The following is a 23,726-nucleotide window of genomic DNA, read 5'->3' as shown; positions in this document are numbered from 1 at the left end:
ACCACGCCGGCCGCCTCACACCGCCCTCTCCCGCGATCCGCCCGCGGCGTAATACTTTGCCGCCGGCGGCGTCAGACAGGCAGCGATGTTCAGTCTCTCCCGAAAGGATTCAGCCCCATGGCTTCGAACCGACCAGGACGCATCCTGAATCTCCTCACCTTCGCAGCCTTCGGCGCAGGGTTGGCCTATCTGCTCATCGGGGAGCATCGTGTTCATCTCCTCGGCTGGCTGCCGTTCCTCCTGATCCTGCTCTGCCCGCTGCTGCACATGACCATGCACGGCGGTCATGGGCGCGGGCATCGTCAGGGACCGCCGGGCCCTTCGGCCGCCGATTCCTCCCATCCGCACCAATCCTGAGCGAGGTTCCCATGCCCGAACCGCAAGCCTACGGCCTCTGGTCCCTGGTCATCCTGAACTCGGTCCTCTTCATCTTTTTCGCCTTCACCTTCTTCAAGCCGAGGACGGGCCGGGACTGGCGCTCGTTCGGCGCCTTCAGCGCCTTCCTGGTGGCGCTCTTCACCGAGATGTACGGCTTTCCGCTCACCCTCTATTTCCTGTCCGGCTGGCTGCAAACGCGCTTCCCCGGCGTCGATTGGTGGTCGCACGACGCCGGCCACCTCCTGGAGACGATGTTCGGCTGGAGGGCGAACCCCCATTTCGGACCCTTCCACATCCTCAGCTTCGCCTTCATCGGCGGCGGCTTCTGGCTCATCTCCGCGGCCTGGCCGGTGCTCTATCGCGCTCAGCAGGAAGGCGCATTGGCCGCCAGCGGACCCTATCGGTCCATCCGCCATCCGCAATACGTCGGCTTCGTCCTGGTGATGTTCGGCTTCCTGTTGCAGTGGCCGACGGTTCTCACCCTGGGCATGTTCCCGGTCCTGGTCTTCATGTACTGGCGGCTGGCAAGGAGCGAGGAACGCGAGACCGAAGCCCGCTTCGGCCCGGAGTACGCAACCTACAGGCGGGCCACGCCGGCCTTCATTCCGCGGCTGCGCTCCCGGGCGGCCCCGGCGCCTTCCCGCCTCTGATATTCCGTTCGGGTCCCGATCTCAAAGCTCCCTACGCCCATTACAGGTCGGCGATTGGCGCCGCCTGCATCCGAAGGGCGCTCACCACACGACCGCAGGATTCGTTTCAGCTTTCGCCGGACGGCCTTGCCTCGCTCACAGAGCCAATACGCGCCGCAAAGGACAATCCCTCGGAATATCGGCTGCAAATATTCTTGATCTGACCGTTTGATCTATCGCAATCCCGGCCGACATTTCCGGACCGATCCTGCCTTCATGTTGAAGAGCGGGACTTGTCAGATGAGCCTGAATTGCGCCTCCATATTGACCGCGCCCGGGACAGCGCGCGCTCCGATCCGCCTTGTCCCGGCGTCGGCCCGTCCCGAGGACATTCACCAGCTCGTGGAACTCCGGCTTCGAAAGGGCCGGGCCGGCCATTTGCGTTTCCTCAGGCGACGCCTCCGGTCCCAGGAAGACGCCGAAGACGTTCTGCAGGAGTTCGCCCTGAAGGCCACCCAGGGTGCAGGACACCTGACCAACCCCGGCAAGATTGATGCATGGCTCGGCATCGCGCTGCGCAACGCCCTGTTCGACCGCTACAGGCGCAATGCGAGCCGTACACGGCTGAATGAGGCCATGCTGTCGGAGTTTCCTGTACCCGCCGCAGATGATGCGCCCGAGGGTCTGGACCGGGCTTTGCAATGCTTGGCGGGAGCACTGGACGACCTGGGGCCGGAGACCGCCCAGCTCCTGCGGCGCGCCGAGCTCCAGGAGACGCCGCTGAAGGTGATCGCCGTCGAGATGCAGCTGACCACCAACAACATCGGTGTTCGGGTCCACCGCGCCCGGGCGGCGCTGCGTGAACGCATGCAGGCGCGTTGCGGCGCCTGCCCGGAGCCCTGCGCCCTCGCGGCGCGGTGGAGGCAAGCCGTCGATACGGCGGGTCAGGCCTCGATCTCGATCATATCGCCATGCGACGCCGCATAGTCGAGCGCATAGGCGAGTTCGCCCGCCGTCTCGGCGTGCACCGTCAACAATGGCTGGCCCGCTGAGACTTCCGTGCCCAGGCGCACCTGCATCTGGACGCCGGCGGCCTTGCGTTCAGGCGCGCCAGCCAGCTTGGCCAGCGTAGCGACCTGGCGGTTGTTGATGAGGATGACGCGGCCGGATCGGGTCGCCTGGATGGGCGCCCGCTGGGCCGCGACGGGCGGTGTGCGCATGCCCCCTTGCGCCTCGCAGATCCGCTCAAATCGCGCCCAGGCGCGACCATCAGCGAGAACAGCCTCGGCCGCTTCGGCGCCCCGACCGGCTTTCGCCACGCCGGCAAGTTCGAGCGCGGCGCCCGCCAGCAGGCAGGCGCGCTGGCGCAGGTCCTGCGGCGCTTCGGGTCGGTTCTGCAGCACCGCCAGGACATCAAGCGCTTCCAGCGCCGGGCCGATGCCGACGCCGACCGGCTGCTCCCCGTCGGTCTGAACGCAGAGGGCCTTCAGGTCGAACCGGGCCGCGATCTCGACGAGCCGTTGCGCCAACTTCGCGGCCGCCTCTCTCGTCCGCACCTTGGCGGTGGCGCCTACGGGAATGTCCAGCACCACATGGGTGGAACCCGCCGCGATCTTCTTGGACAGGACCGAGGCGATCAGCTGGCCTTCGGTGTCGACGTCGAGGACCCGCTCCACGCGGATAAAGATGTCGTCGACCGGGCTGAGCTTCACAGCCCCGCCCCAGACGACGCAGCCGTTCTCGGCTTCCACCACGCGGCGCATGGCGGGCAGATCGAGATCGACCGGCGCCAGGGTCTCCATGGTGTCGGCCGTGCCGGCCGGTGAAGTGATGGCCCGCGAGGAGGTCTTGGGCGTGACCAGGCCGCAGGCGGCGAGGATGGCGACGACGATCGGCGTCGTGCGGTTGCCGGGAAGTCCGCCGATGCAGTGTTTGTCCATGACGATATCCGACGGCCAGCTCAGGCGGTCGCCGACGTCCACCATGGCCCGGGTCAGCGCCCCCGTCTCGGCGTCGTCCATCGGCAGCACCGATGTCGCGGTCAGAAAGGCCGCGAGATGGATCGGCGTGTATCGCCCGGCGGCCACGTCCCTGACGACACCCCGGATCGCGGCCTCATCCAGCCGCGCTCCATAGATCCGGCGGCGAACGCTGGACATGGATTCGATGGCCGGAGCGTGTCGCACGACGACGGGATCGCCCGGCGCCACCGCCAACTGCCGCCAGGCCTCTTCGGAGAGCGCCGCCTCGTCGAGGCCGAGAACGTCGCCGTCCATCTGGTACAGGGTGGCGTAGACCTCCCGGCCGGCGGCCGAAAGCACCACCTGGGCGCGGGACGACAGGCCTTCGGAGCGGCAGACGTGGCAGTCGCGCCGCATCAGCACGATCGACTCGTGCTGGGCGTACAGGCCGAAGCGGCGCGCCTTGAGGGGCGCCGCCGCATGGGGTGCAGTCTTGACCACTTTGCTCACAGCTCGTGCCGCTCCATCATCTGCGGGATGACGCAGTCCCATCCGAGCCGGTCCTGAATCCGGACCCGCAGGGCGTCCGCCGCATGGGGCTCGCCGTGAACGATGAAGGTCTTGCGCGGCGGTCGCTTGAGGCCGGAAAGCCAGCGCAGGATTTCCTCGTAGTCGGCGTGGGCCGAGAGCATCGGCAGGTTGGCCACCTCCGCTTTGACCTGAACCCACTGACCGTGGATCTTCACCTCCTTGGCGCCCTCGACCATCGAACGCCCGCGGGTTCCCGCCGCCTGGAAGCCTGAAAACAGGATGGTGTTGCGCCGGTCCGGGCCGAAGGCCTTGATATGGTGGAGCACCCGCCCGCCGGTGGCCATGCCGCTGGCCGAAAGGATGACCTTGGGCATGGGGCTGGCGGTGAGTTTCTTGGAGGCGTCCACATCGCGCACATAGGTGGCGATGCCGCAGGCGGCGTCGCACACGTCGGCCGGCATGCGGTGGTCCTCCAGGTGCGCGCACAGGAGGTCGGTGGCGTTGATCGCCATGGGGCTGTCCATATAGATCGGCGTCAGGCCGATCCGCCCCGCCTGCTTCAGCCGCCAGATGTGGTACAGCAGCGACTGGGCCCGGCCGACGGCGAAGGTGGGAATGACCACGGTCCCGCCGCGCGCGGTGGTGCGTTCGATGACCTCGCCGAGGGCTTCCGTGGGGTCCTGGGGGTCGTGGCGCCGGTCGCCATAGGTCGATTCCACGACCACATAGTCGGCCTCCGCCACCGGCTCGGGATCGACCATGGTGGCGTCGCCGTAGCGGCCGAGATCGCCGGAAAACAGGATCTTCGTCCCGTTCCAGGTCACCTCGGCGGTGGCCGCGCCGAGGATGTGCCCGGCGCGCCGCAGCGTCAGGCTGGCTCCGCCCGGCAGCTGGACCGACGTGTGGAACGCGATCGGGGTAAAGCGCTCCACCGCGCGTTCGGCGTCGTGCACGCCATAGAGCGGCAAGGCCGGCTTGTGTTTGCCGTAGCCGTAGCGGTTGGCCTGTTCGGCGTCCTTCTCCTGGATATGGCCGCTGTCGCGCAGGATGATCTCCGCGACATCCCGCGTCGCGGCGCTGGCCAGGATGGGCCCGCGAAAACCGTCCTTCACCAGTTTCGGCAGGTAGCCGGAGTGGTCCAGGTGGGCGTGGGTCAGGACCACCGCGTCGATGCTTGAGGGCTCGACCTGGAGGGGGGCCCAGTTCTGTTCGCGCAGGGTCTTGAGGCCCTGGAAAAGGCCGCAGTCGATCAGGATGCGGCGGCCATCGGCCTCCAGCAGGTGTTTTGATCCGGTGACGGTGCCGGCGCCGCCGAGGCTGGTGAGACTGATCACGATGGAGATCCTTCCGGGGGTGAGATTTGCAGGATGCGGGGGTGTGCTTCGCCGCGGACGGCGGCCATCTCCCCGGGTGTCAGGACGTCGGCCGCGTCGGCGCCGAGGAGGTCCGCACAGGCGACCGCGGCGTGAGCCCAGGTGCAGCGGTTGGCGAACAGCATGCCGGGGGTGTCGAGCGTCCCGCCACGGCTGAGGTAGCCGAGCGCCCGGGTGCGCTCGGGCCCTCCGTCGAGGCGGCGCAGCAGTCCGAGCATCGGCTCCGGGCGGGTGTGGGTGAGGATCAGACGGGGCAGGCGTTGGGGAAAGAGCGCTTCCAGCGCCTCGGCCGAGACCACGTGCGCCGCCTCGATCTCGTCCCTCGGGGCCCGGAATCGTCCCGGTTCGAGCAGAGCCGTGACACAGGCGCGGCGGCCATGATGCGTGAGTCGCGCAGCCGCCGCCAGCGCCTCCCGCGCCTGATAGGCGCCGACCGCAACGATCTGGATCTCGGCCCTGTCCAGGTCCCCGCCGATGAGCGCCGCGCCGCGCTCCCAAAGATCCTGGGCCGCGGCCCCGTCGAGCACCTGCGGCAGCGTCCGTTTGGGCGTGATCAGGCACGCGACCTCTCCGCGCCGGCCGTAGACCCCGCGGAGCGCGGCGACGGCGCTGTTGGCGTCCACCGGGAACAGCACCCGGGCGGTGTCCGACATCTCCCCGAGCAGGGCCTCGGCGAGCGTGGGATCCTGGTGCGACTGTTCGTTCTTGCCGTTCTCCCAGGTGTGGGATGTGGCCAGCAACGGGACGGCGAGCCATCCCGGGACCTGGCCGCTCTCGCGCTGATGGCGCGCGAAAATCACCTCCTGGCGCAGGAGACCCAGCATCTTCACCGCAAACGCTTCGTAGCTGACGATGAGATTGAGCCCGCCCTTGTTGCCCAGCGCGGCGCCGGCCACCGCCTCTTCATTGAGGGCGGTGATCACCGCCCCGTCGATCGCCTCGGGAACGCCGGGTTCCGGTCGGTTCACCCGGTGGCCAAGCCGGTCGAGCGTACGCCCCATGCCATTGCTGCGAAGCTCGTCGGGATTGCCGAGGCGGACGCGCAAGCCCGGGTTGGCGTCGACGAATTCCACGAACCAGGCGTCGATCGCCTCCATCGGGGACCTCGCCGTGTCCGACCAGTCCGGAATGGGCCGCACGGGCGGCGGCGGCGCGCGCCGCGCGGCCGGATGGCGGCTTTCCAAAGGCCGGCGCTGCAGGTCGTGGGTCGTGAGAACCCCCAGGGCGGCGTCGAGCTCGCTTCCCTGTACGAACAGCGCCGCCGCCGCGGCGTTGAACGCCGCCCGCGCCTGCTCGTCCGTTCGAGGATCGCCGTCCAGTGGCAGATTGTGGGCGCGGTTCGTCCCGGCGCCTGGAAAGCCGAACCCCTTGACCGCCCGGGCGATCACATAGGGCAATGGCGCCGGATAGGCCCGGTCGGGCTCCGCTGTGAAGCGCTTCAATCGCTCCTCGGAGTCGAGAATGGCCCACGCCACGGCGGCTGGATCGTGACCGTCGATCTGGATCGGGTCGAAACCGTTCAGGCGCAGGTGTCGTTCGAGCCAGCCCGCGCCGCCGTCCTGGGCGATCTCCGTGCGCTCCTCTATGCGCCGCCCGTTGAGGATCATGAGGGGCGTCACCAGGCCGCTGTCCTCCGCCCGCCACCAGCGCGGGGACCAGTCGGAGCCACGCTGCTCCTCGAAGGCGCCGTCGCTCAGGAAGGCGACCAGACTCTCGCCGGCCAGCGGCATATGGACATATTCGAGCTCGGCGAACCCGAGATAGCCGCCCTCCGAGACGGCCCCGGCCGTGTCCGGCCCGGCATGGCTGCCAAGCGGCGCGGCGGGCCGGCCGTCGGCGCCAATGGCGTAGCTGTAGAAGTCCGAAACGAGCTGGGACAGGCCGGCGTCCGAGCGGCTGTACCGACCCTTTTGCCGGGCAGAGACATCGCCGGTCAGCGCGTTGACCGCCTCGATCGCAGCCACGCAGTGCCCCTGGCCCATGATCCAGGACCGCGTGACGCCGGACAGGGCGTTCGCCAGCAAATAGCCGACGAAGGCCGGGACCATGTTCAGCGAGCCGCCGGTATGGCCCTCCGGCAAGTCCTTGAAGGCTTCCGTCGGCAAGGGCGCTCCGGACAGATCCACCCGGCGTACATAGGTCATGTGCGCCACCAGCCACATGCCGGCGCTCGCCAGCCGATCGGCGGCGGCCACCAGACGGTAGACCGACTCCTCGTCCGGCCAGACGCCTCGGCGCACGAGACGCTGCGCCATGTCCTCGATCCGCGTGACGGTGTCGGCTTGCCGGACCAGAGGCCCATAGCCGGGTTTCCACGTTTCAGCCCAGGTGATCGACACGATAGCGCCTTGCCACGAACAGACGGGCGCCGTGCCCGCTCCGGAGATATGACGCCCGCCCCCCGGAACGCTTACATCTGGCGGATAGACGGCCGACAGGATCACCGGCTCCAGGACCGGCGCCTGCCGCCTGAGTGACCGACCCCGGTCCTGACATCCCGGTTTTCATCGCCCACGCCCGGCGCGCCGCGACAGCTCATGCGCCTGGGTCCATGCGCCTCGCGTCGGCCCGGGACAGCGCAAGGGCCACCACCCACGGCAGGGTGAAGGCCAACAGCAGCCATTTGAAATCGGAGTCGATGGCGAAGTTGGCGACCGCCATGCCGCCGATCGATACCAGCCCCGAGACGGCCGCGACCATCGTCGCCCCGGGCCGGGCGGACCGGAAAGTCGTCATCGCGACATGGACGGTCAGCAGACCGGTGGCGAGCATATAGCCCCCGAGCACGCCGAAGACGCGCCGGAGCCACGGGGCCAGCCGGGGCAGGATGTCCTGGATCTGCGCCACGGTGGACCCCATGTATCTGGCGTCTTCAGGCAGCAGCGCCGGTCGCAGGAAGACGAACCAGAGTCCCATGCCGATGAGGATCATTCCCCCCAGGGCGAGCGCACCCGTCGCGAGCGTGCGCAACGTCATCCCGGTCACGGAAGCCGTTCGTCCCGGTGATCGGGCGAGGCTTGACGGTCACCCAGCTCGATCAGATCCGTCTGACCAAAGGATCGGCTGTAGTCCAGAAGCGAGACGATGGTGGGGCGCAGGCGAACGACCGCCACACCCTCCAACACCCCAGCCGGCGCGGGAGGCCCCGGTCGGGGAAACTTCTTCAGAACCAGTCCAGCCACGTTCAACAGCTCCCCGGGGTCCGTAACCCGCTGCGCCACCGCCGCGAGCGAGATCGCCTGGATGGGTTTCGACGGCCCATGCTCCGGGGTGACGGTCGCGGACACCCGGGAGTCCCGGGCGATGTTTTCCAGCTTCTGCGAGTGAAAAGTCGTCCCGAAATAGAGGTCGAGGTCGTCGTTCACGAAACTCACGACCGTCGCCTGCGGCCAGCCGTCCTCACGGACCGTCGCCACGGTCAGGGTGTCTGCCCGGCTGAGAATGGAGAGGATCAACTCCCTCTGTTCAAGGTCCAACTCAAATCCTCCAGATTGCAAGGGGCGTCGGACCGCGAAGGCAGAGGGTGTCGGGACACCGCCGCACCGCCCTCAAGAGTTCAACCGGGATGGCGCTCAAGCCAGGATTCGAGTTCCGCGATTTCCCGTGTCTGCGCGTCAATGACCGCCTGAGCCATGCGGCGGGCTTCAGCATCGGTGGCATCACTTCCCAGCAGAGCCTGCGACATCGCGATGGCCCCCCGGTGGTGGGCGATCATCTTGCGGGCCCACGTGCGCTGTGTGTTCACGTCGGTCGCCATCATCATGGCGCGGTGCATGCCCATCTCGGCCTCGGAGAAGACGGTCCGAGGCATGTTCATCCCCGGCGGCATCGCATGATCCTGGCCCATCATGCCGCTGCTCGAGGCTGACTGTGGCATGCTCATGCCGGCCATCGGCCGATCCGGCATCGCCATACCGGAGTCCGACGCGGTGGCGGCGCACCCGGCGACGGCGAGCAAGAAAAGCGTCGACAAGGCAATGGCGGTCCGCCTGACGGGCCGTTCTGTGAAGGTGAACATGGCGGTGGATCCTTTGGATCGAGCCACCAGCCAACCGGACGTGACGACCGGACCGCGGCGACTGCCATTTCAACGAACACCGGCGCCGTTGGTTCAGTTCGCCAGGCGAGGTGCGCCTGAACTGTCAGCCGGCCGGCGCTGGCCGAGCATCCGGGGCAAGCCGAGGCTGAGCACAACGCCCAAACCGGTCACCGCGGCCATGATGAGGAATGACGCGTCGGGCAACCAGGCGACATCGTACAACAACCCTCCCGCCGCCGAACCGACGGCCGCCCCCAGGCTTGCAGCGGCTGTCTGCTTGCCGAGTTGCGCCCCTTGAGCCTCGCCGGCCTTGCTGGAGGTCCAGTAGGTCAGGATCGGCGCCAGAATGCCGGCGCTGGCCGCCACCGCGCCGATCACCGCGAGCATCAGGTTGAAATCGGTGGCGCGCGGCAGCAGAAACAGCCCGATCCCCAGGACAGCCAGCGCCGGCGCGATCAGCCAGCGGGTCGTCGAGGGTTTGACCCAGGGCGAAAACACCAGGGCCTGCACCACGAGCATGACCAGGCTGCACTCCGTGAACATCAGGGCGATCTGGGTGGGGGTCATGCCCAGTTCCTGTTTCCCGCGCAGCGCCAGCCCGACCTCGAATACACCGACTCCGGCGGCGACGATGAACCCGAGGATCAGGAGATTGGGGATCAGCCATCGGCTTGTCGGCGATACGGTGGGATCCGGACTGGCGAGCCGACCCTGGCGCCGGGTTCGCGGCAGGGCGAAGACGGCGGCGCCGGCGATGGCAAACGCCAGAACGGCCGTCGCGGCCAGCGGAAACGTCAACGACGCCATCGGATCGGCGGTCGCGACCATGTCGGCGCCGGCGCGAGCGATGAAGACGCCCAGCATGGGTCCCAGTAGAAATCCCGAAATCCCCGCCAGGCTGACGAAGGTCAGGCGGCGCGCCCTCGCCTCTTCGGTCGCCGCCAGATCTCCGATGGCGGCCAGCGCCACCGGCGTGACGGCTGCGGCGAACAGGCCGCTCAGGACACGCTCCGCGTAGACGGCGACGAGGCTCTCGACGAAGGCGAAGACCAGCATGGTGGCGCCGAAGCCGATCAGGCCGATCAGCAGGACGACACGGCGTCCATACCTGTCGGACAGGCGTCCCCACATGGGCGCAAAGAGAAACAGCGACAGCATGTACAGGCCGGTCAGCAAGCCTGTCGCCCGGGAGATTTGTCCTGCCTCAGCCCCCCCGCCAAGCAGGCGTTCAATCAGGAAGGGCAGCAGGGGCAGGACGACTCCGAAGCCCATCGACACCGTGAAGGCTGACGCCATCAACACGGCCATCGCCGCGAGAGAGAGGTTTGATTGAGCGCGGCGTTTCACGCCGCCGCCTCCCCGGGAGACGCTGCCGGGTTGGACGCCTCGCCCGGGCGGCGGATGCCGGTCAGCCTGGTCCGCTTCAGCATCAGGGCGTTGATCGCCACCAGGGCCGAGCTGCCGGACATGGCGATGGCGGCGATGCTCGGCCCGAGCAGGAACGGATAGAACACGCCGGCCGCCAGCGGGAAGGCGATGACATTATAACCGACCGCCCACCACAGGTTCTGGTGCATCTTCCTGAGCGTGGCCCGCGACAGTTCGATGGCGCCCACGACGTCGAACGGATCACTCCTCATCAGCACGATGTCGGCGCTTTCCATGGCCACGTCTGTACCGGCGCCGATCGCGAAGCCGACATCGGCCTGGGTCAGGGCGGGCGCGTCGTTGACGCCGTCGCCGACCATGCCGACCTTCTTGCCCTGGGCCTGGAGTTCCTTGACCTTGCTCGCCTTGTCGCCGGGCAGGACGTCAGCGAACACGCGGTCGATGCCCAGACCCTTGGCGATCCGTTCGGCCGTACCCTGGTTGTCCCCGGTCAGCATGATGACCTCGACGCCCCGGGCGCGCAGGGCCTTGACCGCTTCGATCGCCGTCGGCCTCACCGCGTCGGCAATGGCGATCAGACCCACCAGCTTGCCGCCCACGGCCAGGTGAACGACGGTCCGGCCGGCGCCCTGCAGCGCTTCGGACTTGCCGCCGAGCTCGCCCAGGCCGATCTTGTTCTCCGTCATCAGCCGCTTGTTGCCCAGCAGCACGGTCTTGCCGCCGATCCTGGCGCGAGCGCCCTTGCCATCGATATTGGTGAAGCCCGTCGCCTTGGGCGCCTTGACCTTGGCCGCCCGGCGCAGGATGGCCTGGGCCAGGGGATGATCCGATCCGGCCTCCACGGCCGCGGCCGTGGCCAGCAACTGATGCTCTGTGGCGCCGTCCGCCGTCACCAGATCGACCACCTCGGGCTGGCCCATCGTCAGCGTTCCTGTCTTGTCGAAGATGATGACGTCCAGCTTGGTCGCGTCCTCAAGCGCCGACGCGTTCTTGAACAGGATGCCGTTCATGGCGCCGAGCCCGGTTCCGACCATGATCGCCATCGGGGTCGCCAGGCCCAGCGCATCGGGACAGGCGATGACGAAGACGGTTATCGTCAGGCTGACGGCGAACAGCAGGGGCTGGCCGATGACCCAGAACCAGACCACGAAGGTCAGCAGCCCGACGAGTATCGCGGCCCAGACCAGCCATTGCGCTGCGCGATCCGCCAGCAGTTGCGACGGCGCCTTTGAGTTCTGGGCTTCCTGGACCAGCTTGACGATCTGGGCGAGCGCGGTGTCCGCGCCGACCTTGGTGGCGCTGTACTGAAACGTGCCGCTCTTGTTGATCGTCGCGCCGATGACGGTGTCGCCGACCTTCTTTTCCACCGGCATCGACTCGCCGGTCAGCATCGATTCATCGACGAGCGAGGCCCCTTCGAGCACGGTTCCGTCGACCGGGATTTTGTTGCCGGGGCGGATCACGACCGTATCGCCGGAGACGACCTCGGCGGTCGGCAGCTCCAGTTCCTTGCCGTCGCGCAGGACGGTGGCCATGGGTGGGGTCAGATCCATCAGGGCGCGGATGGCCTCAGACGCGCCTGCCCTGGCGCGCATCTCAAGCCAGTGACCCAGCAGGATGAAGACCAGCAGGATGGACGATGCTTCGTAGAACTGCTGGCCGCCGTAGATGAAGGTCGATCCGACGCTGAAGAAATAGCCCGTGCCCACACTTAGGACGACGAGCACCGCCATGTTGGCGACGCCGCTCCGAAGCGAGCGCCAGGCCGCGACGACGAACGGCCAGACCGGATAGAGGATCGCGCCGCTGGCCAGAATGAACAGGACGAGGTCCAGCCTCAGACCGAACGGGGGCGGAACCCGGATAAAGTCCATGCCCATCGGCGAGAAGGCGAAGATGGGCAGGCTGAAGCCCAGAGCGATCCAGAAGCGGTTGCGCATGTCGCGCACCATCGACTGCATGTCCTTGCCGGATCCATGGCCCATTTCATGGGCCATGGCGTCCTTCTGCGCCTTGCCGTGCGCCGGGTCTTTCCCCTTCTTCGCGACGGGCTTCACCTCGGCGGATGCGCTCCCGGAATGCCCTCGATGCGCTGCGGCGGCTGCGGATCCGCCCGGCTCCGGGGCGCCTTTGGCCGGCGCCGGGTGGTCCTGGCAAACATGTTTGGGCAGGGCCTCGCCGGCGCAGTGAAAGCCGCAGGCCTCGATGGCCGCCCTGATATCGGACAGGCTGGTCCTGGCCGCGTCATAGGCGACCGTCGTGGAGCCGGACACCGGGTTCACCGACACGCGGCCGACGCCGTCGATGCGGCGCAGTTGTCGCTCTATCCCGCGCGCGCCAAGGACGGAGAACAGATTGCCGACGTCGAGTGTGCGGGTGGTCATGGCTGCTTTCTGACTGGTGACGGGACGTCCGAAGGACACCCCGCTCGATTGTCTTCGCCCTCTCTGACGGCGACGACCCGGCTCTCGTTACAAATCCACCTCGGGCAGCGGCGTCTCCGACGTCCAGACCCGCTTCCCGGCGAACAGGTCGTTGTCGATCCCCATGGCCAGATCCGTCGCGGCGATCGACCGGCGGCCCGACGTCTCGCGTCCGTCGAGCGCCCTTATGGCGTCGATGGTTTCCGGCACGACGATCGCCTGATTGTCGACCATATAGGCGTAGAAGAGTTCATCGCCCTGCACCGTGAGCATGTCGGCCCAGAGCGCCACCTCATGGAGGTCGCTGCGGGATCGGCCCCGATCCGCCATCAGCTCCTTGACGGCATTGAGGGCGTCCAGACCATACTCGTCCTTCATCAGCAGGATGCGTGACGAGGATCGGAAGGCGTCGAGCACCTCCTCCTTGGCCGCCGGTCGGGTCATCTGGACCGACCAGTAGTGCAGGTGGGCGATGGTCTCCGGCACCTTGACCGCCATGGTCACCACATCGAGGTCCGGATCGACGGTTTGGGCGTCGGGACCCTGGTGACTGGGGATTTCGGGCTCCGGAACGAGGGTATTCATGATGCCGCCCAGGTGGCTTTCCCACGGATCAGTCGCGCGTCGAAGCAGGACGCCGCGGGCCCGGAGGAGCAATCCCGCGCGCTTGAGGGCACCCAGCGTCCGCACCGTCGCTGTGGTGTTGCAGGAGACCACCCGGGTCGACTGGCGCCCGACCGCCGTCTCGAAATTGGCCTCCGCGACGAAGGAATGGCCGGTGACCGCGTGCTTCTCTCCCCCCTGAAGGATGAACTTCAGGCCCCGGGCTCGGTAGAGGGGAACGTTGTCCGCCGCCACGTGCTTGGGCGTGCAGTCAATGATGACATCGACCTCGTCCAACAGATCGTCCAGGCGGCCGGCAGTCGGCGCGCCCGCCACGTGGAGCTCATCCAGCGCCTGGGCTGTGGCGGCGAACAGCGGCACGCCCGAATCCTGAAGGACACGGGTGCGCCAGTCGGTCGTGACGTCTGCGACCCCCACCAGGGTCATGTCCTTCTGGGCCCGGACCGCATCGGCGACCCGTTTGCCGATTACGCCGTATCCATTCACGGCGACCCGGGTTGGTCTGGTCATGGCAACACCTCTCCAGTTCGATCACAAAACAGGCGACGAACCGGCCGCGCATTGATGCACATCAAGGCGTAGCCGCGCCAGCGCATGAAAGTCTGGAACGATGTCGGATGGGACGGGATGTCGGACGCATATGATCGAAGACACCACATCGTGGCTAGAGATCTGCGGATTCTGACTGCGGTCATCTTAAGTCGCAATTCAGCGCTCAAGTTCGCAAAATCTTTCCGGAGCGCCTCCCTTGGGGGCGCTATAGTGTATACTACATATTTGCGAAACACGTCGAATTCGATGACGCTTACTCGGATCTGTTCAAGTGCCCTCATGGATCGACTTGCTTCAAGGTGGCGCTGGATGGGGCAGTATTGGTTTTTTGGCCAGTTGATTTGGAGGTGTGGAATTGCTCCGCATCAAACATATAGTCTCGTGTAAGGGGAGCGGCGGACACTCGCCGCGCCAACTGAATCTGGAACACCATTAGGCCACCGACGCGGAACCCAGCTTCGCAGACGGCGAGATAATATTCCCACATCCGGCAAAACCGCTCGTCATAGAGGGCGGCGGCTTGTGCGCGCCGGGCCTGGAAGCGTTCAGACCAGCGCTGCAGGGTCTCGGCATAATGCAGCCGCAGAATCTCCACGTCAGTCACCCACAGATCGCTCTTCTCAACACTGGCCAATACCTCAGACAGCGATGGGCAATAGCCGCCCGGGAAAATGTACTTGTCGAGCCAGGGGTCGGCGTCGCCCGGTGGATTGCGGTGGCCGATCGCGTGGATCACGGCCAAGCCATCCGGCGCGAGCCGGCAACGGATCACGTCGAAAAATTCGCTGAAATGCGGTTCCCCGACATGTTCGAACATGCCGACGGAGACAATTCGATCAAAAGTGCCTGACGAATGTCGATAATCTTGCAGATGAAATCGCACGCGATCATCCATTCCCTCGTCGTGTACGCGCTCTTGCGCAACAGCCAGTTGCTCCTGCGACAGGGTGAGTCCATCGACCTCGACCCCATGACGCCGCGCAAGGTCGAGCGCGAGCCCTCCCCATCCCGAACCGATGTCGAGAACGCGAGCACCAGGTTCGAGGCAGAGCTTCGCAGCGATGTGCCGCTTCTTCTTGAACTGCGCCTCGTCGAGGGTTTCATCGCCAGTCTGGAAATAGGCGCAGGAATACTGAAGGTCGTCGTCGAGGAAGAGTTTGTAGAGCTCTTTCGACAGGTCGTAGTGATGAGCGACATTGACGCGCGCGCGCTCGACCGGATTGCGGCGCTGAAGCTTCTGGACCGGCGCGGCGAAAGCGCGAACCGTCTGAGCCTCCTTGGTCAATGTCTCGGCCGCGGCGACCGCGATAAGGAGAAAGTCGCGCAACGTGCCTTCCTGCACGAGGAGGCCGCCGTCCATATAGGCTTCGCCCGCCCGAAGACTGGGGCTGGCGAGCAATCGGGCCGGTTCGTGGGGATTGGTCAGCCGCACGGTCACGAACGGTGCCTCGCCCGTCCCGAAGACATGGCGCCCCTCCCAGGGATCGACGACGACGAGCGTACCGTATTGAACCGCCCGTTCCAGCACCTGGGCCAGCACAGTGAAGGCAGCCCGATCTGGCAAGACAGCGCGCAGGGCTCTTTTCAGCATCAGGTGGTCTCTCCTTGACTGTCGGATCGGCGACGGGATTTCACTAATCAGACGGCGGAATCACCGGTGCATTACAGTCGCGGTAAGCAAAAATCGTTGGAGCGAAATCGCGGGGCGAGTCACAAACGGTCCTGGGCATTCAAGCGGCCTGGGCCATTTCGCAACCTACGATGCCGTGGACTTTTCGGCTCTCAATTGTTGGCTGTCCGACAGGAACACCCCGTCCTCTTTTTGAAGAGGATTCGCCGACCGTATTCGAACAGCTTGTAAACGATCAGTCCTTTGGGAACCTGACCTGCCCCTGAGAACGTCCTCCACTCGGCGCTAGAGGCCGGGGAGCAGATGATCCACCCCGACCTCGAGCACTCGGAGCTCGGATGATTGACCTCGACGGCCTACGCCAGAACGCTAACCGAGCGCTCCTCGAAGGTTCAATGCGATCGGCATTGGCGCGGCAGTTCAAATGTACCGAGGATCAAGCAGGCAGACGACTGAAAGCTGCTGCAACAGTCAGTTATAGGATTCGCCGCATCAACACGTTGGCTCGCTAAGAGACACCAAACGAGCAGGATTAAGGTGGCTCCGGGCTCGACGGGCAGCCCGAGCATGCCTGCCTCAACAGAAGGCCTCCACTCCAGCCGACGACCGAGTGTAAGCCTGCCGGTTCGCAGGCGTCTTACCCTTCAGGCAGCGCGCTGGTGCCAGCCAAATGACCGATTGGGGCCCATTGCCATGAGTACGAAGACGAAGACGAAGACGAAGACGGAAGTATCGGAAAAATCCACCTACAAGGCAGACCTAAAGGCGGCTCAAATTCAGCTGACCCGCCTGCAGAACCAGATCATCCGGGACGGCCTGAAGGTGCTGGTAGTGCTGGAAGGCCGGGACGCCTCAGGAAAGGATGGGGCGATCAAACGGATCATCCGCCATCTCAGCCCTCGCGAAACCCGGGTGGTTGCGCTCGATCCCCCTTCTGATCGTGAGCGGCGCGCCTGGTATTTCCAGAGATATGTGGCGCACCTGCCAGTGTCGGGCGAGATGGCCCTGTTCAACCGCAGTTGGTACAACCGCGCCGGCGTCGAACACGTCATGGGTTTTTGCACCGACGAGGAATACGAAGAATTCCTGATCACCACACCGTTGTTCGAGAACCTCCTCGACCATTGCGGCGTCAAACTCATCAAATACTATCTGGACGTCTCCAAGGATGAAGAACGCCAACGCCTACGCGCGCGGGCGGAGGATCCCTTGAGCCAGTGGAAGAAGAGCGACATTGATCGTGTCGCGATCAAGCGATGGGACGACTACACCGCCGCGCGCGACGTCATGCTGGCCCGCACCAATTCGCTTATCTCGCCCTGGACCATCGTCAGGGCCGATGACAAGCGCGCCGTACGGGTGGCGCTCATTCGCGACTTGGTCTCGCGCTTCGAGTTCGAGGGAAAGGACAGCCCGCCGGCCGATCCTATGGTCATCTCGAACTATCACGACCCCGACGGGCTGGCCAAGTAAGACGGCGCTCGTGCCATCCTGTGCTCTAAAGCCAGCCGAGTCGCTGGCGCTGTCCAGTTCGCTCGCGCGCCCCGTGCGGCTCGGCGCGGACCGATATCTTTGGCCCCTCGCGCTACTTCGGCCGACCCAAATGACTGTCGGCTGGCGCGAAGTTGCGGAAAAACGCCGACGAGGCCTCGGAACCGCGGCAAGGAGCGCCCCGGCAGTGATCGGCCCAAAGGGCAGCGCCTATGTCCTAGACTGTCACCATAGCTTGTGCGCCCGACAACAGCAGGGCGAAACGGTCGCAGAGGTTCATATTGTTGAGGACCTGCAGCACCTGCCTCACGCTGCTTTTTGGCGACGGATGGATCACCTTGGTTGGTGCCGACCTTATGATGCCAACGGCCAACGGCGCGCTTTCCGCCACATGCCAGAACGCTTGGTGGAGCTTGGTGATGATCCTTTTCGAAGCCTGGCCAGCGCCCTCCGCCACCAGGGTGGATTTAGCAAGTCCGCAGGCCTCTTTAGCGAGTTCCGCTGGGCCGATCACCTTCGAACGCACATTGCTCAGGCGCTAGTGGAGCGAGATTTCGAGACGGCAGTTGAGACCGCGCTGCAACTTGCTCGCCGCCCGGAAGCCGCTGGCCTTCCTGGTTCCTTTGGGTAGACAAAAGGATCGAAGATTTTTCCATTGAGGAGGTTTGTCCCTTTCGCGAGAAAGGGCGCACCAGTAAGCTTGGCAGTGCGTCAGTGTTCAGGTGGTGCGAGAATTGTTGAAGACAATGCCGAGTGACGAGTCAGATTTTTCGTTGGATGACGCCAAAGATGTGGCCAATGTCACCGACGCCGCTGTGCGACAAGAATTGGTCGAATGCCATCGCGCTTTTCTGATGTTCCTGCGCCGGCGCGTCAGCAATCAAGCGGACGCCGAGGAAGTTCTGCAGGACTTCATGGAACGTGCGCTGAGGCGCGCCGGCGACCTGCGAGACATCCAGTCCTTGCGTGGCTGGTTGAGCCGGGTTCTAGCCACCACGCTCATTGACCATTATCGTCGGACGTCGCGCCGCAAAGAAACGCTCCGCGAACCCAGTGAGATGGAAGATTTTGTCGGCGAACCCGACGACGAAATTGACGCGGCCGTTTGCCACTGTCTCTATCGACTCCTGCCGACGATCAAGGCGGATTATAGCGACCTTATTTGGCGCATCGATCTGCTTGGTGAGCCGCGCGATCAGGTCGCCGTGAGCGTTGGACTCAACTTGAACAACGTCAATGTCAAACTCCACCGCGCCCGCCGGGCGCTCAAGACTCGCCTGGAGGATGTCTGCCTGACCTGTCCGGAGCACGGTTACCTAGACTGTCAGTGTGACACGGGTCAGCACATCCACGACATCCGCCAAGGAAATAGCCGGGTCGAGAAGATTAGTCAGTCATGAAAGACCCTACACCGCGCTAATCATTCAACAACCGCTTCCCCACGCATATACCGCACCGGTCGGGAAACTTCAACGGCTCGATCTGTTGGTCATGTGGCACGGAATCGGGAACCTATGACCTGAACGATTCTGATGGCTCTGCCAGCCCAAGCTTTATCTGCCCGGTAAGCCGTTCCGCGTCAGGCTCATGGCATGGCAAAATCGACCAACCCGTTCCGCTGGTTTGACAGTTCGCCCGAGGTGATCCGCCTCGTGATGCTGATGTAGGTTCTTTAATTGAGGCAAGCAGTTTCTGGATCGGCTTAGTCGTCCCTGGAGGTCCCGTCAGCCCAAACTTTAGTCGCTCGGTAAGCCGTTCCGCGACAGGCTCAACGCCCTGAACGTGTTGGTGATGGACAGCCCCCGGCGGCGCAACCTGGCGGCTGAAGGGATAAAAGATCATTTGCACCGGCACTGCGGCATGCGGCCGCAGTGCCGGCTATCCTTGGGGGCAGACGGCCGGCGGTGCGTAGAACCTAGAGAAAACTGATCGGTCGAGACCGTGCCCGATGGCATGGCCATCCGGCGGTGATCATTGGAGACACCTCATGACCAGAACCCGAATTTCGTCGCTCGCCATCGCCGGTCTGCTGGCTGCGCTGGCGTCCGGTCCCGTCGCCGCCCAGACCGCGCCTCCGGCGGCCAACGCCCACGCCGCCCACGCCGCAGCAGCCCAGGCGGCACCTGAAGCGCCGGCGACGAACATGTCGGCCTGTCACAGCATGGCCGGCGTGGATCATTCGTCCATGACGAGCGAGCAACGGGCCGCGATGATGGAACGACATCGGACCATGATGGCCACCCATGGCGCGGCCTCGGCCGATGGAGCCGGTATGGCAGGCATGGCGGGTATGGATCATTCGTCCATGACCCCCGAGCAGCGGGCCGCGATGATGGAACGACGTCAGACCATGATGGCCGGCATGGACCATTCCAACATGTCGAGCGAAGAGCGTGCGGCGATGAAGGCGAAGCACGAGGCCATGATGGCGGCCTGTGCCGGCGGTTTGGCGGGTATGGACCACGGTGCGAACGACCCGGCCCCAGCCGCCGCGGCTGAACCGGCCCACCAGCACTGAGGCCAGCGCCCGCCGCCGGCCTTCGGGTTAGCGGCGGGTCCGTTTTCTGCTCTAGCGCGCGCTCATCAGTTCGTCAGCGATTGCCGCGGTCGGCCCTGTCAGCCCAAACTTTATCCGCCCGGTAAGACGGCTCGCGCCAGGCTCATGGCATGGCCAAATCGACCAACCCGTTCCGCTGGTTTGACAGTTCGCCCGAGGTGATCCGCCTCATAGTGCTGATGTACGTGAAGTACCCGCTGTCGCTGCGAAACGTGGATCGCGAGGACGAGGTGCTGGAATCCTTTGTCACGCGGACCAGAGACAAACCCGCAGCGCTGAAATTCATCAAGAAAGCCATGAAGCGTCACGGCCGACCCAAGGTCGTCGTCACCGACAGGCTCCGCTCATACAAGGTCGCGATGAAGCAGCTGGGGAACGCTGAAAAGCAGGTGCTCGGCCGTTGGCTCTGCAACAGGGCAGAGAACTCACATCTGCCGTTTCGACGACGAGAACGGGCCATGCTCCGCTTCCGGCGGATGAAGACGCTGCAAAGTTCAGCTCCGTCCACGACGCCTTCTACAACCACTTCAACCAGGACCGCCACCTCATCAGCCGAGACGATTTCAAAGCCCGAAGCACGGCCACCTTTGCCGAATGGAACACGCTCGCCGCCTGACGATGAGCTCCCTGCCCTAGTTGTGCCCGGTGGAGACAAGTTAGCGTTGAACTGACAGCGCCCACGAGTGCGCCAGTCCGTCGCGACGTCAGCGCCCCCCACCAGGGTCCTGTCCTTCTGGGCCCGGACCGCATCAGTGACCCGTTTGCCGATGACGCCGTATCCTTTCACGGCAACCCGGGTTGGTCTGATCATAGCGACTTCATCTTCTGTGAGTTCACAGAACAGGAGATGAAGCAGCCACGCCTTGATGCACATCAAGGCGTGGCTGTGCCGACGCATGCAAGTCTGCAATGATGGATGAGACGGAATGTCCGACGCATACGATCAAAGACACGACATCGTGGATGGATCGTCGCGGATGTTGACCGCGGCCATCTTCGACGTCGATGGCGTCCTGCTCGCATCGCCTCATGAGCGCGCGTGGCGTGAGGCGCTTGCCGGCTTCGCCGAAACAGAGCGCTTCACGACGGCGATGTATCAGTCCCAGATCGCGGGCAAGCCACGACTCGACGGCGCTCGATCGGCGCTTGAGGCCCTGGGCGTGAACAACGCCGGGCGCCACGCGGTCGCCTATGCAGAACGCAAACAGGCTCGCCTCGAGGAACTAATGCGGACCGGCGGGATCGAGGCCTTCCCGGACGCCCTGCGCTTCATCGAGGCGGTCGCCGCCCTCGGCTGGCCCGTGGCCGCCGCCTCATCGTCCAGAAACGCCACCGAAATGATGCGATCAATCCGCCTGGGCACCGGCCAAAGCCTGCTGGATATCTTCCGCGTGAATGTCTCCGGTCGAGAGGTGAAGCACGGCAAGCCGGACCCGGAGCTTTTCCTGATCGCGGCCGACGAACTCGGCGTGTCGCCGACCCGGTGTCTGGTGGTCGAAGACGCTCCGGCCGGCATTCAGGCCGCTCGCGCGGGCGGGATGGCGGCGCTCGGCGTGGCTCGACTGGGCGACGCGGATCAACTGCGGACGGCAGGTTCGCATCTTGTGGTCGAAACCCTGGACGAGATCGCGCTGGTCGATCTTGCGCAAGGCCGGCTCAAGGCTCGGACACCGTGAAGGAACCAGGGACCATGGAACAGACGCTTGAACCAACAGCGGACGCTGCATGGGTTCTTGTTGACGATGGCTGCGACGCGCTCCGGGAGAGCGATCGCGAAACCCGCTTCACCGTCAGCAACGGTTTCCTGGCCGCCCGGGCCTCTCGGGCGATCAATCAATCACGGCAGCGCATCGCTCCGCCGAGTACCTATGTCGCCGGGCTGTTCGACACGCGCGATATCGAGCGCCCGGTGCCGGAACTGGTCCCCGCACCGGACTGGCTTCAGATCCGCGTTTCCTTGCCGGGAGGCCCCCTTATCCAGCATTTCGGGCCCGGGCCGTCGCATCCTTTGACACTCGATATGCGCAGAGGCCTGCTGCTCACCGAATGTCGCCTGGTGGAAGGGTCGGCCGTGAGCCTCCGCCTGCGCCTGCTACGACTGACCTCACAAGACCAGCGAGCGCTGGGTCTGCAGTTGCTTCACCTGGAGACCGACGAGGGCGAGACCGAGATCACGCTCGAAGCCTCCATGGACGGGTTCGATAGCGATCTCACGTCCGAGCGTCTTGAGCACGAGTTCGGCGTCTGGCGCACCCATCTTTCCGGAAAAGGCCTCGCCATGTCCGCCGCCGTGGCCTTGCGGATCGACGGCCAGACACTTCTTCCGACCGTGCTCAGCCCGTTCAGATGGTCCTGGACCTGGAGAACGCGACCCGGACAGGTCGTCTGCTTCGACCGGCTGGTTGCTCTGGCCCGAAGTGATGCTCCCGATCAGGACCCAGGCGAGAGGGCGCGGAATGTTCTCGATGGCGCTCGGACAAAGGGCTGGCGTCGCGTTGTCGAGCAACACGAAACGGCCTGGTCAAACCGCTGGTCGCGCAGCGACGTCAAGGTGGAAGGTGACGGCACCGCGCAAAAGGCTCTTCGCTTCGCGGTCTATCATCTGAACGGCGCAGCCAACCCGGAGGATCCGCGAGTCTCGATCGGCGCCCGGGCCCTGACCGGAGCCGATTACCGGGGCCATGTATTCTGGGACACTGAAATCTTCCTGCTGCCTTTCTATATCCTGACCTGGCCCGAGGCGGCCCGGTCCTTGCTGATGTACCGCTTCCATACCCTGGACGGCGCGAGAGCGAAGGCGGCCGAGAGGGGCTGGCGGGGCGCCTTTTACGCCTGGGAGTCCACCGACACCGGCCTGGAGGCGACACCTGAGCAGGCCGTCGGTCCGGACCGGCAGATCATCGACATCCTCACCGGCGCCCAGGAGCAACACATCAGCGCCGACGTCGCCTATGCCGTCTGGCAATACTGGCAGGCGACGGGCGACGACGAATTCCTGGTCGCGGCCGGCGCGGAAATCCTTCTCGAAACCGGACGCTTCTGGGCCAGTCGGGCCCAACCCGAGGCGGACGGCTTGCACCACATCCGCGGCGTCATCGGCCCGGATGAGTATCACGAGAATATCGACGACAACGCCTTCACCAACGTCATGGCGCGCTGGAACATCCGGCGCGCACTTGAGGTCGCGGCCATGCTGCGCGAGCAGTGGCCCGCACAATGGACCGCCCTCTCCCGCCGCCTCGACCTGAACGAGTCCGAACTCGAACACTGGACCGGCGTCGCGGAGACGATGGCGACCGGCCTGGGTTCGGGCACGGGCCTGTTCGAGCAGTTCACGGGCTATTTCGATCTCGAGGACGTGGACTTGTCGGCCTACGCGGGCCGCACTGTCCCGATGGACGTGGTCCTCGGACGCGAACGCACGCAGCAGTCCCAAGTGATCAAACAGGCCGATGTCGTGGCTCTGCTGGCCCTGCTGCCTGAGGAATTCGCGGGCGCCGCCGGCAAGAAAAACTTCGATTACTACGAACCACGGTGCGGTCACGGCAGTTCACTGAGCACCGCCCTGCACGGGCTCGTCGCCGCACGCCTAGGCGATGTCGAGATGGCCCTGGACTATTTCCACAGGACGGCGGCGATCGATCTCGCCGACACCAAGGTGGCGATCGGCGGCGGCATTCACATCGCGGCCCAAGGCGGCCTCTGGATGATGTCGGTCTTTGGGTTCGCCGGACTGTCGTTGCGGAGCGACGGCCTCGCCTTTGCGCCGCACTTGCCCGCAAGTTGGTCCAGCCTGAGCTTCAGCGTCCAGTGGCGAGGGCGACGCCTGAGCGTCAGGGTAGACCAGGTCAATCAGCAACTCGAAGCCTCCCTGGAAGTCGGCGAACCGATGATCCTGATCGTCGGTGGCCGACCATACCCGCTCGCTTCCGAGGCCCCCCTTATCCTCCACCTCGAGTCGCCTCCGTCTTGATCAGGTAACTGACGGTCAGCATTGTCTTAGCCGAGGTCGACGCAACGGGTAGGCGTGCGCCCGCCTCCCTTGAGGTCACGCCTCACACCGGCTTAACTTGCTCAGGACGACCATAGCCAATTCCTCGTCGGCGGCGACGACGCCCGCGGCGCGCGCCAGATGTTATTCAGGCGCGT

At 65.2% G+C, this 23,726-nt stretch carries 21 protein-coding genes; 10 read left to right on the top strand and 11 right to left on the bottom strand.

All coding sequences use genetic code 11. The features are described from left to right. Nucleotides 1-15 precede the first annotated feature (15 nt). Nucleotides 16-288, bottom strand: a complete 273-nt coding sequence (locus tag WC555_RS08765) for a hypothetical protein (protein ID WP_230307572.1) — start codon at nucleotides 286-288, stop codon at nucleotides 16-18. Between WC555_RS08765 and WC555_RS08760 the strand changes: the two genes are divergently transcribed. The 3 genes from WC555_RS08760 to WC555_RS08750 all read left to right on the top strand — a co-directional run bounded on the left by WC555_RS08760 (nucleotide 229) and on the right by WC555_RS08750 (nucleotide 1,994). Next, nucleotides 229-357: a DUF2933 domain-containing protein gene (locus tag WC555_RS08760; RefSeq protein ID WP_230307571.1), complete on the top strand. Its 129-nt coding sequence runs from the start codon at nucleotides 229-231 to the stop codon at nucleotides 355-357. The genes WC555_RS08765 and WC555_RS08760 overlap by 60 nt on opposite strands. Nucleotides 358-368: 11 nt before the next feature. Continuing rightward, a complete protein-coding gene (locus tag WC555_RS08755; RefSeq protein ID WP_154725716.1) occupies nucleotides 369-1,028 on the top strand; it encodes an isoprenylcysteine carboxylmethyltransferase family protein in 660 nt (219 codons plus the stop codon). A 381-nt stretch (nucleotides 1,029-1,409) separates the two neighbouring features. Then, a complete protein-coding gene (locus tag WC555_RS08750) occupies nucleotides 1,410-1,994 on the top strand; it encodes a sigma-70 family RNA polymerase sigma factor (RefSeq protein ID WP_325740744.1) in 585 nt (194 codons plus the stop codon). On the opposite strand, the gene WC555_RS08745 is transcribed toward WC555_RS08750, so the two are convergent. From WC555_RS08745 to WC555_RS08700, 10 genes are all read right to left on the bottom strand, one after another. Further along, nucleotides 1,952-3,478, bottom strand: coding sequence for a thymidine phosphorylase family protein (locus WC555_RS08745; RefSeq protein ID WP_373252911.1), 1,527 nt, complete (start codon nucleotides 3,476-3,478; stop codon nucleotides 1,952-1,954). The two genes, WC555_RS08750 and WC555_RS08745, sit on opposite strands and share 43 nt — an antisense overlap. Next, nucleotides 3,475-4,833 carry an MBL fold metallo-hydrolase RNA specificity domain-containing protein gene (locus tag WC555_RS08740; RefSeq protein ID WP_373252910.1) on the bottom strand — a complete coding sequence of 453 codons (1,359 nt, stop codon included), beginning with the start codon at nucleotides 4,831-4,833 and terminating at the stop codon, nucleotides 3,475-3,477. The genes WC555_RS08745 and WC555_RS08740 overlap by 4 nt, the downstream gene beginning before the upstream one ends. After that, a complete protein-coding gene (locus WC555_RS08735; RefSeq protein ID WP_373252927.1) occupies nucleotides 4,830-7,211 on the bottom strand; it encodes a xylulose 5-phosphate 3-epimerase in 2,382 nt (793 codons plus the stop codon). Before WC555_RS08735 ends, WC555_RS08740 begins: the two co-directional genes overlap by 4 nt. A 196-nt stretch (nucleotides 7,212-7,407) precedes the next feature. Further along, nucleotides 7,408-7,857 carry a hypothetical protein gene (locus WC555_RS08730; RefSeq protein ID WP_373252909.1) on the bottom strand — a complete coding sequence of 150 codons (450 nt, stop codon included), beginning with the start codon at nucleotides 7,855-7,857 and terminating at the stop codon, nucleotides 7,408-7,410. Then, complete coding sequence (locus WC555_RS08725; RefSeq protein WP_373252908.1) at nucleotides 7,854-8,348, bottom strand: pyridoxamine 5'-phosphate oxidase family protein; 495 nt, start codon at nucleotides 8,346-8,348, stop codon at nucleotides 7,854-7,856. The genes WC555_RS08730 and WC555_RS08725 overlap by 4 nt, the downstream gene beginning before the upstream one ends. Before the next feature lie 80 nt (nucleotides 8,349-8,428). Beyond that, the gene (locus WC555_RS08720; RefSeq protein WP_230307565.1) at nucleotides 8,429-8,890 is read right to left on the bottom strand and encodes a DUF305 domain-containing protein; all 462 of its coding nucleotides are present in this window, start codon (nucleotides 8,888-8,890) and stop codon (nucleotides 8,429-8,431) included. Between the two features lie 93 nt (nucleotides 8,891-8,983). Beyond that, the gene (locus WC555_RS08715) at nucleotides 8,984-10,258 is read right to left on the bottom strand and encodes an MFS transporter (protein WP_373252906.1); all 1,275 of its coding nucleotides are present in this window, start codon (nucleotides 10,256-10,258) and stop codon (nucleotides 8,984-8,986) included. Then, nucleotides 10,255-12,684 carry a cation-translocating P-type ATPase gene (locus WC555_RS08710; RefSeq protein WP_183197585.1) on the bottom strand — a complete coding sequence of 810 codons (2,430 nt, stop codon included), beginning with the start codon at nucleotides 12,682-12,684 and terminating at the stop codon, nucleotides 10,255-10,257. Before WC555_RS08710 ends, WC555_RS08715 begins: the two co-directional genes overlap by 4 nt. Nucleotides 12,685-12,771: 87 nt before the next feature. Then, nucleotides 12,772-13,857, bottom strand: a complete 1,086-nt coding sequence (locus tag WC555_RS08705; protein ID WP_183197587.1) for a type II glyceraldehyde-3-phosphate dehydrogenase — start codon at nucleotides 13,855-13,857, stop codon at nucleotides 12,772-12,774. Nucleotides 13,858-14,176: 319 nt separating this feature from the next. After that, the gene (locus WC555_RS08700) at nucleotides 14,177-15,490 is read right to left on the bottom strand and encodes a cyclopropane-fatty-acyl-phospholipid synthase family protein (protein ID WP_183197589.1); all 1,314 of its coding nucleotides are present in this window, start codon (nucleotides 15,488-15,490) and stop codon (nucleotides 14,177-14,179) included. A 732-nt stretch (nucleotides 15,491-16,222) separates the two neighbouring features. On the opposite strand from WC555_RS08700, the gene ppk2 reads away from it, so the two are divergent. The 7 genes from ppk2 to WC555_RS08665 all read left to right on the top strand — a co-directional run bounded on the left by ppk2 (nucleotide 16,223) and on the right by WC555_RS08665 (nucleotide 23,550). Next, complete coding sequence (gene ppk2 / locus WC555_RS08695) at nucleotides 16,223-17,002, top strand: polyphosphate kinase 2 (RefSeq protein ID WP_183197591.1); 780 nt, start codon at nucleotides 16,223-16,225, stop codon at nucleotides 17,000-17,002. Between the two features lie 130 nt (nucleotides 17,003-17,132). Then, complete coding sequence (locus WC555_RS08690; protein WP_373252905.1) at nucleotides 17,133-17,651, top strand: ParB-like protein; 519 nt, start codon at nucleotides 17,133-17,135, stop codon at nucleotides 17,649-17,651. 142 nt (nucleotides 17,652-17,793) lie between these two features. Next, nucleotides 17,794-18,420 (top strand): RNA polymerase sigma factor, encoded by a 627-nt coding sequence (locus WC555_RS08685; protein ID WP_246331797.1) that lies wholly within the window; start codon nucleotides 17,794-17,796, stop codon nucleotides 18,418-18,420. 587 nt (nucleotides 18,421-19,007) lie between these two features. Further along, nucleotides 19,008-19,538, top strand: a complete 531-nt coding sequence (locus tag WC555_RS08680; protein ID WP_373252904.1) for a hypothetical protein — start codon at nucleotides 19,008-19,010, stop codon at nucleotides 19,536-19,538. Nucleotides 19,539-19,687: 149 nt separating this feature from the next. Next, nucleotides 19,688-20,248 carry a DDE-type integrase/transposase/recombinase gene (locus WC555_RS08675; protein WP_221205264.1) on the top strand — a complete coding sequence of 187 codons (561 nt, stop codon included), beginning with the start codon at nucleotides 19,688-19,690 and terminating at the stop codon, nucleotides 20,246-20,248. Nucleotides 20,249-20,503: 255 nt separating this feature from the next. Then, on the top strand, nucleotides 20,504-21,253 hold the full coding sequence (locus tag WC555_RS08670) for an HAD family phosphatase (protein WP_292072334.1): 750 nt from the start codon (nucleotides 20,504-20,506) through the stop codon (nucleotides 21,251-21,253). A gap of 14 nt (nucleotides 21,254-21,267) precedes the next feature. After that, entirely contained in the window at nucleotides 21,268-23,550 is a 2,283-nt protein-coding gene (locus tag WC555_RS08665; RefSeq protein WP_373252902.1) for a glycoside hydrolase family 65 protein, read from the top strand. Nucleotides 23,551-23,726: the final 176 nt, after the last annotated feature.

It is taken from the genome of Brevundimonas sp., assembly GCF_041648615.1.
Classification (GTDB): domain Bacteria; phylum Pseudomonadota; class Alphaproteobacteria; order Caulobacterales; family Caulobacteraceae; genus Brevundimonas.
This window is presented reverse-complemented; position numbering and strand designations above follow the sequence as displayed.

Coding starts and splice junctions, on each gene's coding strand:
- WC555_RS08765 (WP_230307572.1), bottom strand. CDS start 288: ATGACCGCCGTGCATGGTCATGTGCAGCAGCGGGCAGAGCAGGATCAG.
- WC555_RS08755 (WP_154725716.1), top strand. CDS start 369: ATGCCCGAACCGCAAGCCTACGGCCTCTGGTCCCTGGTCATCCTGAAC.
- WC555_RS08720 (WP_230307565.1), bottom strand. CDS start 8,890: ATGTTCACCTTCACAGAACGGCCCGTCAGGCGGACCGCCATTGCCTTG.
- WC555_RS08710 (WP_183197585.1), bottom strand. CDS start 12,684: ATGACCACCCGCACACTCGACGTCGGCAATCTGTTCTCCGTCCTTGGC.
- WC555_RS08705 (WP_183197587.1), bottom strand. CDS start 13,857: ATGACCAGACCAACCCGGGTCGCCGTGAATGGATACGGCGTAATCGGC.
- WC555_RS08700 (WP_183197589.1), bottom strand. CDS start 15,490: ATGCTGAAAAGAGCCCTGCGCGCTGTCTTGCCAGATCGGGCTGCCTTC.
- ppk2 (WP_183197591.1), top strand. CDS start 16,223: ATGAGTACGAAGACGAAGACGAAGACGAAGACGGAAGTATCGGAAAAA.
- WC555_RS08690 (WP_373252905.1), top strand. CDS start 17,133: ATGACTGTCGGCTGGCGCGAAGTTGCGGAAAAACGCCGACGAGGCCTC.
- WC555_RS08680 (WP_373252904.1), top strand. CDS start 19,008: ATGACCAGAACCCGAATTTCGTCGCTCGCCATCGCCGGTCTGCTGGCT.
- WC555_RS08675 (WP_221205264.1), top strand. CDS start 19,688: ATGGCCAAATCGACCAACCCGTTCCGCTGGTTTGACAGTTCGCCCGAG.
- WC555_RS08670 (WP_292072334.1), top strand. CDS start 20,504: ATGTCCGACGCATACGATCAAAGACACGACATCGTGGATGGATCGTCG.
- WC555_RS08665 (WP_373252902.1), top strand. CDS start 21,268: ATGGAACAGACGCTTGAACCAACAGCGGACGCTGCATGGGTTCTTGTT.